Genomic DNA, 13930 nt, shown 5'->3' with positions numbered 1-13930 from the left:
CGCATGGGCAGAATGCGCGGTCGCACGGATGGGAGCAGACGATGCAGATCCTCGAAGGCATCAAGGTGGTCGAACTCGGCCAGTTGATCGCGGGCCCCTTTGCGGCCAAGACGCTGGCCGACTTCGGCGCCCGCGTCATCAAGATCGAGCCGCCCGGCAGCGGCGACCCGCTGCGCAAGTGGCGCAAGCTGCGCGACGGCACCTCGGTGTGGTGGGATGCGCAGTCGCGCAACAAGGAGTCGGTCGGCATCGACCTGCGCCAGCCCGAGGGCCAGGCCCTGGTGCGCGAGCTGCTCGCCGATGCGGACGTGCTGATCGAGAACTTCCGTCCCGGCACGCTGGAAGGCTGGGGCCTGGGCTGGGAGGCGCTGCACGCGCTGAACCCGCGGCTGATCATGCTGCGCCTGTCGGGTTTCGGCCAGACCGGGCCGCGGGCCGGCGAGCCGGGCTTCGCGGCGGTCGGCGAGGCCTTCGCCGGCCTGCGCCACCTGAACGCCGAGCCGGGCCGACCGCCGGTGCGTGCCGGCGTGTCGCTCGGCGACACCGTGGCCGGGCTGCACGGCGCGATGGGCGTGCTGCTCGCGCTGTACGGGCGCGACGCCCGCGGCGGCGAGGGGCAGATGATCGACCTCGCGCTCTACGAGGCCATGTTCAACCTGACCGAGAGCCTGCTGCCGGAATACGATGCCTTCGGCGAGGTGCGCGAGCCGGCCGGCGGTGCGCTGCCCGGCATCGCGCCGTCGAACGCCTACCCCTGCGCCGACGGTCGCTTCGTGCTGGTGGCCGGCAACGGCGACAGCATCTTCCGCCGGCTGATGCTGGCCATCGATCGCGCCGATCTGGCGGACGACCCGGCGCTGGCGCGCAATGACGGTCGCGCCGCACGTGCCGGCGAACTCGATGCCGCGATCGGCACCTGGACCTCGCGGCACGGGCTCGACGACGTGCTCGTCACGATGGCCGCGGCCGGTGTGCCGGCCAGCCGGCTCTACACGATCGCCGATCTGGCGGCCGACGCGCACTACCACGCGCGCGGCAACATCGAGCGCATCCCGGCGCTGGCCGGCGGCACGATCGCGGTGCCCGGCATCGTGCCCCGGCTGTCGGCAACGCCGGGCGCCGTGCACCACCGCGCGCCCCGGCTCGGCGAACACAGCGACGCAGTGCTGCGCGAGCTGGGTCACGGCGACGCGGCGATCGCCGCGCTGCGGGCGCGCAAGGTCGTCGGCTGAAGCCCGCGCCGCCGCCCCGCTCAGTGCACCGGGGACGGGTAGCGCACCGCGATCACCTCGATGATCTGCGGGCCCTGCGGCGTCACGAGCGTGACCTCCTCACCTTCACGCGCCTTGAGCAGCGCGCGGGCCACCGGTGAGATCCAGCTCACCTCGGCCTGCAGGTTGTCGGCCTCGTCGACGCCCTTGATCGTGATCGTGCGCTCGGTCCCGTCGGGCGCCGCATAGGTGACCGTGGCACCGAAGAACACCTGATCGCTGCCGTGGTGCAGGCTCGGATCGGCGATCTCCGCGATCTCGAGCCGCTTGGTCAGGAAACGGATGCGGCGGTCGATCTCGCGCAGGCGCTTCTTGCCGTAGAGGTAGTCGCCGTTCTCCGAGCGGTCACCGTTCTTCGCGGCCCAGGACACGGTCTCGACGACCTTGGGGCGCTCCTCGTCGAGCAAAGCCATCAGCTCGGCGCGCAGCCGCTCGAAGCCGGCCGGCGTGATGTAGTTCTTGCCGCCCGTCGGCGGCGCGGGCAGATCGAGGTCGCCGTCCTCGTCGGGCGCGTCGCTTTCCCTCGTGAAGGCCTTGTTCATGCCGGCATTTTCGCGCGCATCGGCCGAGCCCTTGCAGCACCGCCGCACAGGGGCCCCGCGGTCCACGCCGCCGCACATGCACCGGGGTGCCCGGCCTTGCGCAGCGTCCGCCTGCTCGATCCCCGCGCTGCGATTGCTAAACTGCAGTGGTGAACAGCGTGCGCCGTCATCTCCATTGGTTCCACTGCGTGGCGCTGTCGGCGCTGCTCGGGCTGGCCTTGGTGCCGACGCTGTCGCGCGCGCTCGCGGCGGGCGATGCAAGCGGTCCGTGGGCCGAGTTCTGCTCGGTCACCGGCATCCAGCCGCTGGCAGACAGTGCACCGTCCGACCCGGACTCCGATCCCGCGCGCGGGGCCAAGCATCTCGATCACTGCCCGCTGTGCGGCCACCACTGCAACATGCTGGCGCTGCCGCCGGCGCAGGTCGGCAGCGTACCGTTGCTCGTCGCTGCGTCGGATCGTCCGGCACTGTTCTACCTCGCGCCACGTCCGCTGTTCGCCTGGACGTCGGCGCAACCGCGCGCTCCCCCGGTCCTGTCCTGAACACGACGACGCAGCCGCCGGCGTGATTCGCGCCGGACCGTCCTGCGTCCGATCACCCTGGGGGCAAATCCGCCCCTGGGACACCGCATCCGGCCGAACGCCACGCGCCCGGCCGCACAGGACAGACACCATGCCTCCTCTTTCAATGGCCGCCGCACGGCGGCTGCTCGGCGTCGGCCTCGCCGGCGCATCGGCCCTCGCACAGGCCCACATCACGCTCGAAACGCCGGAGGCAGAAGCCGGCAGCCACTACAAGGCCGTGCTGCGCGTCAGCCACGGCTGCGACGGCTCAGCCGTGAAGGCACTCATCGTCAAGCTGCCTCCCGGCGTGCAGGGCGCCAAGCCGATGCCGAAGCCCGGCTGGCGCATCGACATCGAGCGCAGCCCGCTCGCCACGCCATACGCCAGCCATGGCCGCCGCATCACCGAAGACGTGTCCCAGGTCCGCTGGAGCGGCGGTCCGCTGCCCGATGCGCACTACGACGAGTTCGTTCTGACGGCCAGGCTGCCGCAGACCCCCGGCCGCCTCTATTGGCAGGTCAGCCAGATCTGCGAGCAAGGCCGCATCGACTGGGCCGAGGTGCCGGCCGCCGGCCAGTCGCCGCACGAACTGAAGAGCCCGGCTGCGGTGCTCGATGTGCTGCCCGCCGCGCCCACCGCCCACGTCCACTGAGCGCCCGCCCACGCGCGGATCGACTGGTCTGCGCCACCGCGGCACCGGTTCACCAGCCCACGCCAATTTCCAGAAGCCCGCAAAGCGGGCCGGAGACGAACATGACACTTCACACCCTCGCTGCGCTGCGCACCCACGCCGTGCGCGCCGCCATCCTGGCGGCATTTCCCGTCTCGCCGCTGCTGCCGCTCGCGGCCTGGGCCCAGATTGGTGACTCGACCATCGAGCCTGCCCCTCAGGAGGACCGCCACGTCGCCGGCAAGGCCGGCGCCGCGCGCACGCTCGAACGCGTGACCGTGACCGGCGGGCGGCCTTCGACGCTGCCGGTCGAGATCCCGACCACCACCGAAGGCATCATCGGCGCGCAGATCGAACGCAGCATCAATGCCTCCGACGCCTCGGACGCGCTGAAGTACCTGCCCAGCCTCGTCGTGCGCAAACGCAACATCGGCGACTACGACCACGCGGTGCTCGCCACGCGTGCCTCGGGCACCGGCAACAGTGCGCGCTCGCTGGTGTATGCCGACGGCATCCTGCTGTCCAACCTGCTCGGCAACGGCGCCGAGTTCACGCCGCGCTGGGGCCTGGTGTCGCCCGAGGAGATCGAGCGCGTCGACGTGCTCTACGGCCCGTTCTCGGCCGCGTACTCGGGCAACTCGGCCGGCGCCATCGTCGACTACGTGACGCGCATGCCGAATCGACTCGAGGCGCACGTCAAGCTGCAGGGCTTCACGCAGAAGTACAAGCTCTATGCGACTGACGAGCGCTACTCCGGCCATCAGGGCAGCGCGTCGATCGGCAGCCGCAGCGGTGGCTTCTCGTGGTGGCTGAACCTGAACCGGCTGGACAACGACGGCCAGCCGCTGGTGATCGCGCGACAAAGCCTGCCCGCGGGCACCGGCTCGGCGGGTGTGCCGGTGACGGGCGCCATACCCGGCCTGGACCACTTCGGCAAGCCGGTCGTCAACCTCGGCAGCACGGCGCAGACGCACACGCAGCAGGACCATGCCAAGTTCAAGCTGGCCTACGACCTCTCGCCAACGCTGCGCGCCAGCTACACGCTGGGCTACTGGCGAAACGATGCGGAGCGCACGGTGGACTCCTACCTTCGAGATGCATCAGGCACGACGGTCTACAGTGGCACCGTGAACATCGATGGACGCGACTACACGCTGCCGAACAACTTCTTCACCCCCAGCCGCGGACGGTTCGAACACCTGGCGCACGGCCTGAGCCTGAAGAGCAACACCCGCGGCACCTGGGACTGGGAGGCCACGGCCAGCCTGTACGACTACCGCAAGGACGAGGTGCGCTCGCCCGGCACCGCCGTGGCCCCACCAGCCTCCTTCGCAGGGGGCACGGGCCGCATCGTCGACCAGAGCGGCACCGGCTGGACCACGCTGGCGGCCAAGGGCATCTGGCGCCCCGACGGCCCGGCCGGCGCCCACATCGCCGAGTTCGGCGCCCAGCGCGATGCCTTCAAGCTGCGCAGGCTCGAATCCAACACGCCCGACTGGATCGCCGGGGGTGCGACCGCCGCCACCGCAGCCTTCCAGGGCGACACCTGGCTGACCAGCCTGTGGGCGCAGGACGCCTGGCGCTTCGCTCCGGCCTGGCGTGCCGTGCTCGGCGGGCGCCTGGAGCGCTGGCAGGCCGACAACGGCCGCCGCACCGTCGCGGCGCTGACCACCCCCTACGTCGAGCGTGACGAAACCTACTTCTCGCCGAAGGCGGCCGTCTCGTTCCAGGCCAGCGAGGACTGGGCGCTCAAGGCCTCGATCGGCCGGGCGGTGCGCATGCCGACCGTCAACGAGCTCTACCAAGGCGGCATCAACACGACGACCGGCCTGCCGACGCTGAACGACCCGAACCTCGAGCCCGAGAAGTCGCACACGACCGAGCTGACGGCAGAACGCGACCTGGGCAACGGCAGCCTGCGCAGCACGCTGTTCTTCGAACGCACCCAGGACGCGCTGTACACCCAGCCGACGGTCGGCGGCAACTCGGTACAGAACATCGACCGGGTGCGCACCGCCGGGCTCGAACTCGCGCTCCAGGCGACCGATGCCGGGCTGCGGGGGCTGGATGTCAGCAGCAGCCTGACCTACGCGGATTCGAAGATCACGCGCAACGCCGACAACCCCGCCAGCGTCGGCAAGCGCCAGCCGCGGGTGCCCGAGTGGCGTGCCAGCCTGTTGGTCAGCTACACGCTCGACGACCACTGGTCCGGCAGCCTCGGCGCGCGCTACAGCGGCACCCAGTACGGTCAGCTCGACAACTCCGACACCAACGGCTTTGCCTACCAGGGCTTCAGCCGCTATTTCGTGGTCGACCTGCGCCTGCAGTACCGTCTGGACAGACAGTGGCGCGCGAGTTTCGGCATCGACAACCTCAACAACGAGAAGTACTGGGCTTTCCACCCCTACCCCCAGCGCACCGTCATCGCGGAGCTGCGCTTCGATCTCTGATGCGCGATGCCGCGCCTTGCGGTTTGCTACATTGCGCCGCGCCGCAAGGAGCACGAACGCGCTTGAACGAGGTCGAGAAGGCAACCAGGCCTGCACGGTCGGGTCGTCGGCGCAGCGGACCGCGGCGCTGTTCCCCGGCGCCGAGGGTCTGGACGCCGCACTGGATCCTGCCGTCGCCCCTGCGTGCCCTGGCGCTGCACGCTCACCAACCGATCAGTTGCTTCTGGTGCCGGTGAGACGAAGGCTCGCGCCGGCGGTTGAGCCGTCGCTTCAGACTGCGGACTTGAGTACCCCGCCATCCACCCGCAGCGCCGCACCGGTGGTCGCCGAGGCGAGCGGGCTGGCGACGTAGGCCACCATCGACGCCACCTCCTCGGTGCTGGCGAAGCGCCGGATCAAGGAGCTCGGTCGCGTCTTCTGGAAGAACTCCTGCTCGACGGCCTGCGCCGACTTGCCTTCGGCCTTGGCGAGCGCGTCGACGAAGTCACCCACGCCCCGTGACCTCGTGGGTCCGGGCAGGATGCTGTTCACGGTGATGCCCGTACCGGCGACAGCCTCCGCGAGTCCGCGCGACACTGCCAGTTGCGCGGTCTTCGTCATGCCGTAGTGAATCATCTCGGCGGGGATCTGCAGTGCGCTCTCGCTCGAGATGAAGATCACGCGGCCCCAGTTGCGCTTCCTCATCGCCGGCAGGTACAGGCGGGCCAGACGCACACCGCTCAGCACATTGACGTCGAAGAAACGCCGCCAGTCCGCATCCGGGATGTCTTCGAACGGCTTGGGTTCGAAGATGCCCAGGTTGTTGACCAGGATCTCGACGCCCGGAAAGCGCCGTGCGACCTCCTCGGCGGCCTCCGCGGTACTCAGGTCACCGGCAAAGCCCTCTACCCGGACCGATTCGGTGCGCAAGCGCGCGGCGGCGTCGTCGACAGCCGCCTGGGTGCGGCCGTTGACGATCACGCCTGCGCCCTCGCGCGCCAGCGCTTGCGCGATGGAGAAGCCGATGCCGGCCGTGCTGCCGGAAACGAGGGCGAGCTTGCCCGTCAGTTGGAGATCCATGGTGAGCGTCCTTGAAAGATTGCGACCCGATGCATGGGTTGGGAGTTTCACAGGAACGCAGAACCCTGTTCGCGGTGCAGGGTTCCGTGCTGCGCTCACCAGCGGACACGGCGCGGCTCGCGGCGCTGGCTGCGCCCCCACGGCGGCACCGTCACTCGTCGAGAAGATTCAGGCTTCCGTGCCGGCGGTCAGCGAACCGGTCGACAGCTGGGCATCGTTCAGTCGACTCACCAACACCTTGTCGACTCGCTTGCCGTCGAGATCGACCACCTCGAAGCGCCAGCCCGCCCACTCCACCACGTCGGCCGTCTGGGGAAGGCGCCCGAGCAGCAGCATCGTCATCCCGGCCAGGGTGTTGTAGCGGCCGCGGTCTTCGTCCGGCAGTTCCTTCAGACCGAGCCGGTCCTTGAGTTCCGGCACGGGGATCAGGCCATCGATCAACCACGAACCGTCGTCGCGCTGCACGGCCCACGCGTCGTCGGCGGTGGGCGTCGTGAACTCGCCGGTGATGGCCTCCAGCACGTCGCGCAGCGTGATCACCCCCTGCACCTCGCCGTACTCGTCGACGACGAACACCATCTGCGTGGTCGAGCCGCGGAACTGCTCGAGCAATTCCATGCCGGTCAGCGTTTCGGGCACGAACACCGGCGGCTGCAGCCCTTCCGTCAGCGACAGTGGCTTGCCGCTGGTCACTTGCTGCAGCAGGTGCTGGGTGCCCACGACGCCAACCACCTCGTCAAGGCCACCGCGGCACACCGGGTAGCGCGAGTGATCGTGCGCGGCGATCACCGCGAGCGCCTCTGCAACCGGTGCCGTGCTGTCGAGCCAGGCGATCTCGCCGCGCGGAATCATCATCGAGCCGATCTGGCGCTCGTCGAGACGGAACACGTTGCGCACCATCTGGTGCTCATGGGCCTCGATCACGCCGGCATCGACGCCCTCTTCGAGACTCGCAGCGATTTCTTCTTCCGTCACCCCTCGGCTCTGCGTGTCGCGGATACCCAGCAAGCCGAGCATCGCGCCGGTGCTGCCCGCCAGCAGCCTGACGAAAGGGCGTGCGATGAAGGACAGGCCACGCATCGGCCGCGATATCACGCGAGCGACGGCTTCCGGATACAACTGCCCGACCCGCTTCGGCACCAGCTCGCCAAAGATGATGGTCAGGAACGTGATGATCACCACCACCAGCGCGAGCGATCCGATGTCGGCCGCCCGCGGCGCAATATCGAAGCCTTGCTTGAGCCACGCAGCCAGCGGCTGCGAAAACGCCGCCTCGCCGACGATGCCGTTCAGGATGCCGATCGAGGTGATGCCGATCTGCACGGTCGACAGGAAACTCGTCGGGTTGTCATGCAACTCCATCGCCGCCTTCGCTCCGGCGTCTCCGGTCTCGACCATCACCTGAAGGCGCGCCTTGCGGCTCGCGGCCAGCGACATCTCCGACATCGCGAACAGGCCGTTGAGCAGGATCAGGAAGACCAGTAAGAGAACGTCCATGCGGCGCGTCGCGCGAGGCTGCGTCACGAGTAAGTGGCCTATGAGCGTAGCAGAATCACCCCATGCTCTATCTCGTCGGTGACCTCCAAGGCTGTTGCGATGCATTCGACCTGCTGCTGGCAAAGATCGATTTCTCGCCCTCGCGCGACCGGCTGTACGTGCTCGGCGACCTGGTCAATCGCGGGCCACGCTCGCTGGAAGTGCTGCAGCGGCTCATCCGCCTGGGTGACGCGGCCACCTGCCTCCTCGGCAATCATGATCTGCACCTGCTGGCTGTTGCCTACGGTGTCCGCCCGCAGCACCGCAGTGACACGCTGACGCCCATCCTCGAGTCGCCCGCGCGCGCCGCCTTGATCGACTGGGTGCGCGGACGCCGCCTCGCAGTGCACGAGGAAGGCTGGCTGATGGTGCACGCCGGCGTGGCGCCCCAGTGGGATCTTGCGCTGACCTTGCAGCTTGCAGCCGAGGTCGAATCGGAACTCGCCGGCCCGCAGCTCGGCGACTTCCTGAAGGTGATGTACGGCAACGAGCCGACTCGCTGGAAGCCCAAGCTCGACGGCGCCGACCGTCTGCGCTTCGCCATCAACGTTCTCACACGCGTGCGATTCGTGGATGCGCGCGGCACGCTGGACTTCAAAGTCAAGGACGCCGCCGGCGAGGCGCCGAAAGGCCTGTACCCGTGGTTCGACGCGCCCGACCGGCTCACACGAGACCAGCCGATCGCTTTCGGCCATTGGTCAACGCTCGGCCTGGTGAATCGACCCGACCTGCTGGCGATCGACACGGGTTGCGTCTGGGGGGGCGCGCTCACGGCCGCGCGCATTGACGGGGGACGCCGTGAACTCGTCCAGGTCGGGTGCGAACAGGCGCAACGCCCCGACTGATCATTGATGGGAGGCCGGAGGACCCCGCCTTAGAATCCAGGCCGCTGGAAGCGTGGCCGAGCGGTTGAAGGCAGCAGTCTTGAAAACTGCCGAAGGGGTGACCCTTCCGTGGGTTCGAATCCCACCGCTTCCGCCACAGCGGACATGCGCTCGAAGCCGATCGGCGCGCCGCCCTGCCCCAGAGCCGCTGACCCCTCAGCGCTTGATGAATGCATCCTGCAACTCACCGGGCAACGTGGCGATTTCTTCTTCGCTCACATCCAGACCCCGGCGCAGGTCGAATGAAGAATGAAGCCAGTGGTCATCCTCCGCCGCGTCGTCTTGCTGGGCTGAGCGAGCCAGTTCGGCAGCGCTTCGATCGGCCCGATGCTTGAGCGGATGCAGATTGAACTGCCGTGACTTGGCTCCAAAGTCGAACGTTGCCATCGCTGTCCCCACATTGCGAAAAAATCGCGAACATAAGGTTACATCTCTCCTGTGCGAGGAGTATTTCCCATGTTTCTGGAGTGGTTATCGCATGCGATGGCCTGCGGCTGATCGCATGCCGCCGAGAGCGCCCCTATTTCAGGGTCGTCCAGTGAACGTCGGCGCTTGTGGGTCGATCGTCGTCATCGTCTGAACCGTCGTCTGTTGCGCTGCCGGGCGCCGGTGCAGATTGGGCGCAGGTATCGATGAAGCGCCGCAGTTCTGCCTCCATCTCCGGGGTGAACCCATCGCGCATCTGTATGACCAACGCTTGCTCGATAGCGGTTCGCATATCGGACGGCAGATGCCGGCCTGCCAGAAGGGCCGTCACCAATTTTTGCGCCCGTCGTTCGATATCAGTCATATCGCGATCCACAGAACGTCGCCCATTGTCGACACTAAGCAGCCGACCGGCACTGCAGTTGATCGGTCCCGGTCTTGGAAGCATCGGCGATTCGACAGAACCTGGCGTCCCGCACAGGGGGTCGCTCCGATGGGGGACTGGCGGCAGGCGCCGCGCGAACGAGCTTGACCCGAAGGCGCTCGAATCAGGCGATGCAGGTGCGGTTCTTTCCGCTGTGCTTGGCTTCGTACAGCGCCTCGTCGGCACGCTCCAACGCCTGCTCGAGCCGCTCGCCCGACCGGTAGAGGCTGACCCCGGCAGAGAAGGTCACGAACACCTGCCCTTGCTCGTCGCTCATGAAGAGCTCCGCGCTCAGCGTGCGCTGCACGCGGGTCAAGACTTGCTGGGCTTCGTCGATCGGCGTGGCCGGCAGCAGCACGACGAATTCCTCGCCGCCATAGCGCGCGAGCGTGTCGCCAGGTCGCAGCGCCTGGGTCACGCGATGCGTCAGGAACTGCAGCGCCGCATCGCCGCTGGCGTGGCCCAGACGGTCATTGAGTCGCTTGAAGTTGTCGATGTCGATCAAGGCGACCGCCAGTTCGCCACCCTCGCCCTGCGCACCGCGCGCGCGCTTCGCGCGCTCGGTTTCAAAGGCCTGCAGCAAGCCGCGACGGTTGGCAATCTGCGTCAGCGGATCCGTGGACACCTCGTCGGACAGGCGCCGGATTTCGTCTTCCAGCTCGGCCACGCGGGTCTGCATGGCGCTGGATCGGCCGTGTTCCAGGGCCAGCTTCGCCTGCGACTGGCTCACGCTTTCGTGAACCGCCTTGCTTTCCGCCACCATCTGCCGCACCGTGCCGGTCAGGCTTTCGAGCGATTCGGCACGGTCGATCGCGTCGGCATAGCTGTCCAGATGGTCCGAGAACCGCCCGGTCTGTGCGCCGAGTGCCGCAATCTCGTCGAGCATCTGGTGGATGGAATCCTTCAGTGCTTCCCGCGCCTCGTTGCGTGTCGTGCGCAACGCTTGCTGGCGCTCACGGGTACGGAGCAGCAATTGGCTCACTGACCGCACCCCGCGCGCCGTCAGCCCCTCGTCGTTCTCGAACAACTGACCGCGCATCACCTCGCACTGGCCACGCACCCAGGAGTCGTCCTCCGACAGGTCGGCGAGTCCCTCGGTGAGCTCCTGGCACAAACTGCCGAGCTGGCCCATCAGGTGATGGCGGTGCTGCAGCACCCGCTGCGCCTCGGCACAGGCCTGCGCGACTTCGTCGACCAGCGCATCGGGTCCGCTCGCATGGGCGCGAACCTGCAAGCCGGCAAGCCGCTCTGCCACCTCGCGGCAGCGTGTTTCGCTCGTCGGCAGCGCAGCCTGTACGGTCGCGCCCAGTTCAGCGGCAAGGCGAGGCCACGCGGACCCGGCCACCTCTGCGATCGTGGATCGCGGCAGCACAACTTCGCTGGAGGGCAGTGTGTCCAGGGGAACGAGGTCGCTGGGCGCCTCGTTCGGCGCATCGCTGTCCCAGCTCGCGATCAACTGCTTCAGCCGCTGCTGCAGGCGCTTCGCATCGCTGCGGCTGCTCCCGAGCACCCGCTGCAGGCTGTCCTTCCGGCGCGCAGCGGTCCAGTGCCGGCCACCCCGCTCGACACCACGCAACGCACTTTCGATCAGGGTGGCCCAGGCCTCGCCGTCCGGGCCCTCCGCCTGAGGAGCGGGCACGCTGGTGAAGGCAGGAGAGTCACCACGCTCAGCGTGATAAGCCCGCGCGAAATTCTCGGGCGTGGGCTGCAGACGCTCCAGGGCGAGCCGCCGCAGGGCGGCCTTGGCCAACTGGGCGGCTGCAGGGTCGGCACCGCCTGCCGCCTGAGTCTCTTGGGTCACGACAGATCCAGCCGAGCGCGATCAAACGCCCGGTGTCGGCGCGCCGGGCAAGGCGCGCGCACCGCGTGGCGGCGGCTCAGCCGGCTCGTGGTCCTCGACCTGACCGATCCACGGCGCCTTGCGCGGCAGCACCGTTTGAGCGAGCCATTGCTCCAGCTCTTCGGGCGGCAATGCCTTGCTGAACAGAAAGCCCTGCATCGTGCTGCAACCCAGGCGGTGCAGTACTTCCATCTGACGCAGGTTCTCCACGCCTTCGGCGATCACGCGAATGCCGAGCGAGCGTGCCAGCGCAATGATGGCCGTGACCACCGCCGAACTCTGCAACGTCACACCGAGGTCACGCACAAAGCTGCGATCGATCTTCAGCTCGCTGATCGGCAACGTCGTCAGGTAGGCAAGCGAGGAGTAGCCGGTGCCGAAGTCGTCGATCGAGATCTCGACGCCAATTTCGTTCAGGCGGTGCAGCGCGGGGATCACGTTCTGCAGGTCCTTCATCAAACCCGTTTCGGTGATCTCGAGTTCGATGCAGGAATGCGTCACGCCATGCGCGGCCGCGGCCTGCTGGATGTGCGCGACCAGGTCGGTGCGCTCGAACAGGCGGCTCGGCAAGTTCACCGCAATCGAGGTCTCCAGGCCGTGATTCTGCTGCCAGAGGCGCGCCTGGCGGGTCGCTTCGCGGATCGCCCACTCGCTCATCGGAACGATCAGGCCCGTTTCTTCGGCGAGCGGGATGAAGTCCCCCGGCGGCACCAGCACACCACCGCGCTTCCAGCGCATCAGGGCCTCGGCACCGACCATGCGGGCGGTACGTACATCGATCTTGGGCTGGTAATGCAACACCAGTTCCTCTCGCTCGATCGCCTTGTGCAGCGCGCTCTCGAGCTCGAGCTTCTCGCGGCCCTTGCCAGCGAGGTGCGGCCGGTAGAGAGACGCGGCGTTGCGCCCGGCCGCCTTGGCGGAATACATCGCCACATCGGCGTTGCGCAGCACGTCGGCCACGGACGCACCATCGCGGGGGAACAGTGCGATGCCGACGCTGGCGGTGACGAAACACTCCTGACCGCCGACGAAGATGGGCTCGCGCATCACCTCGAGGATGCGCAGTGCGACGCGCTCGGCATCCTGGTCGGCATCGACCTCGGGCAACAGCGCCACGAACTCGTCCCCACCGAGCCGGCCCACCGCCTCGAGCGAGCGATGGGCGCGCAGGCCGACGGAATCGACCCCGGTCTCGATCACCTGATCGGAATGGCGCACGCAGGAGCGCAGCCGCCGCGACACCTCCATCAGCAGCTCGTCACCGGCGCCATGGCCCAGCGTGTCATTGATGACCTTGAAACGGTCGAGATCGATCAGCAGCAGCCCCACCTGGTGGTTCATGCGCTTGGCTTGCTCCATCGCGCGCTCCGCACGCCAGATGAGCTGGCGGCGGTTCGGCAGGCCGGTGAGCGCGTCGAAGTTCGCAAGGTGACGAATCTTGTCCTCGGCCACCCGCCGGTCGGTCACGTCCTGCACGATACCGGTGTAGCCGATCAAGCTGCCCTGTTCATTGAACTCGGGCTCCGCTTCGACGTGCACGACCCGCTGGCGCCCGTCGATCAGCAGCACGGGAAAGTCGGTCGCAAGCACGGTGCTGTGCGCCAGCGTCTCCCGCAACAGCGAAATGCAACCCTGGCGATGCTCGGCCGGCACCATGCGTGCAAGCGATCGCATGCTCAGGTGATCGCCGGGCCCCAGGCCGAAGACACGCAGGCCTTCGACCGCGAACAACAGCCCGGATCGATCACGCCGCCAGTCGAAACTGCCCATGCGCGCCAGATCCTGGGCACGCGCCAGCTTGGACTTGCTGCGTTCGAGCTCGAGCCGGGTGCGAGACGACCGCAGCAGATAGCGCAGCCGGCCGGCCAGCAGACTCCATTGCGTGGATTTCACGAAGAAATCGGTCGCGCCCGCCTCATAGGCGCGGGTGATCGAAGCATCGTCGTCGAGCCCGGTCAGCATCAGCACCGGCATCGATTCGAAGCCCGGCAGTGCGCGCAGTCCGCGACAGGTGGCAAAACCGTCCATGCCCGGCATCAAGGCATCGAGCACGATCACGTCGGGAGACCAATCGGCCAGCAACTGCACCGCCCGCTCTCCGCTGGTGGCTTCGGTGACGGCGAATCCCCGCTCGCGCAGCGCAATCGACGTCAGCAGCAGGTTGACTTCATCGTCATCGACCAGCAGGACGCGCGGACTCTCCAGCGGGTCGTCGGCAGAGGGATCGGCGCGCAAGTCCATGGTTGAATTCTTGATCGGCAGCGC

12 protein-coding genes and 1 tRNA gene are annotated in these 13930 nt (G+C 68.0%); 6 read left to right on the top strand and 7 right to left on the bottom strand.

Annotation, left to right across the window (positions count from 1 at the left end):
* The first annotated feature begins 41 nt into the window (after positions 1-41).
* Entirely contained in the window at positions 42-1232 is a 1191-nt protein-coding gene (locus ACQY9S_RS00570; protein WP_428422633.1) for a CaiB/BaiF CoA transferase family protein, read from the top strand.
* Between the two features lie 20 nt (positions 1233-1252).
* On the opposite strand, the gene greB is transcribed toward ACQY9S_RS00570, so the two are convergent.
* Positions 1253-1813, bottom strand: coding sequence for a transcription elongation factor GreB (gene greB, locus ACQY9S_RS00565; RefSeq protein ID WP_428422632.1), 561 nt, complete (start codon positions 1811-1813; stop codon positions 1253-1255).
* 149 nt (positions 1814-1962) lie between these two features.
* Between greB and ACQY9S_RS00560 the strand changes: the two genes are divergently transcribed.
* The 3 genes from ACQY9S_RS00560 (at position 1963) to ACQY9S_RS00550 (ending at position 5496) form a co-directional block, all read left to right on the top strand.
* Positions 1963-2355, top strand: a complete 393-nt coding sequence (locus ACQY9S_RS00560; protein ID WP_428422631.1) for a DUF2946 domain-containing protein — start codon at positions 1963-1965, stop codon at positions 2353-2355.
* A gap of 130 nt (positions 2356-2485) precedes the next feature.
* Positions 2486-3028, top strand: a complete 543-nt coding sequence (locus tag ACQY9S_RS00555) for a YcnI family protein (RefSeq protein WP_428422630.1) — start codon at positions 2486-2488, stop codon at positions 3026-3028.
* A 101-nt stretch (positions 3029-3129) separates the two neighbouring features.
* Positions 3130-5496 carry a TonB-dependent receptor gene (locus tag ACQY9S_RS00550; protein WP_428422629.1) on the top strand — a complete coding sequence of 789 codons (2367 nt, stop codon included), beginning with the start codon at positions 3130-3132 and terminating at the stop codon, positions 5494-5496.
* A gap of 270 nt (positions 5497-5766) precedes the next feature.
* Here the strand turns inward: ACQY9S_RS00550 and ACQY9S_RS00545 are convergent, their stop codons facing one another.
* Entirely contained in the window at positions 5767-6555 is a 789-nt protein-coding gene (locus ACQY9S_RS00545; protein ID WP_428422628.1) for an SDR family NAD(P)-dependent oxidoreductase, read from the bottom strand.
* 168 nt (positions 6556-6723) lie between these two features.
* Positions 6724-8052, bottom strand: coding sequence for a hemolysin family protein (locus ACQY9S_RS00540; RefSeq protein WP_428425531.1), 1329 nt, complete (start codon positions 8050-8052; stop codon positions 6724-6726).
* A gap of 62 nt (positions 8053-8114) precedes the next feature.
* Here ACQY9S_RS00540 and ACQY9S_RS00535 point away from each other — a divergent pair, with 62 nt between their 5' ends.
* Together ACQY9S_RS00535 and ACQY9S_RS00530 are read left to right on the top strand one after the other, a co-directional pair.
* Entirely contained in the window at positions 8115-8936 is an 822-nt protein-coding gene (locus ACQY9S_RS00535) for a symmetrical bis(5'-nucleosyl)-tetraphosphatase (RefSeq protein WP_428422627.1), read from the top strand.
* 46 nt (positions 8937-8982) lie between these two features.
* Positions 8983-9072: transfer RNA gene (locus tag ACQY9S_RS00530), tRNA-Ser, on the top strand.
* 59 nt (positions 9073-9131) lie between these two features.
* Here ACQY9S_RS00530 and ACQY9S_RS00525 read toward each other — a convergent pair.
* From ACQY9S_RS00525 to ACQY9S_RS00510, 4 genes are all read right to left on the bottom strand, one after another.
* A complete protein-coding gene (locus ACQY9S_RS00525; protein WP_428422626.1) occupies positions 9132-9362 on the bottom strand; it encodes a hypothetical protein in 231 nt (76 codons plus the stop codon).
* 133 nt (positions 9363-9495) lie between these two features.
* Positions 9496-9765 (bottom strand): hypothetical protein, encoded by a 270-nt coding sequence (locus tag ACQY9S_RS00520; protein WP_428422625.1) that lies wholly within the window; start codon positions 9763-9765, stop codon positions 9496-9498.
* Positions 9766-9949: 184 nt separating this feature from the next.
* Complete coding sequence (locus ACQY9S_RS00515; RefSeq protein WP_428422624.1) at positions 9950-11575, bottom strand: diguanylate cyclase domain-containing protein; 1626 nt, start codon at positions 11573-11575, stop codon at positions 9950-9952.
* 72 nt (positions 11576-11647) lie between these two features.
* Positions 11648-13906, bottom strand: a complete 2259-nt coding sequence (locus ACQY9S_RS00510) for a putative bifunctional diguanylate cyclase/phosphodiesterase (protein WP_428422623.1) — start codon at positions 13904-13906, stop codon at positions 11648-11650.
* Positions 13907-13930: the final 24 nt, after the last annotated feature.

Source organism: Methylibium sp., from assembly GCF_965279545.1.
In the GTDB taxonomy this organism is placed as follows: domain Bacteria; phylum Pseudomonadota; class Gammaproteobacteria; order Burkholderiales; family Burkholderiaceae_C; genus Methylibium.
Note: the sequence above shows the minus strand (reverse complement) of the source record. Positions and strands in the feature narration are given on the sequence as shown.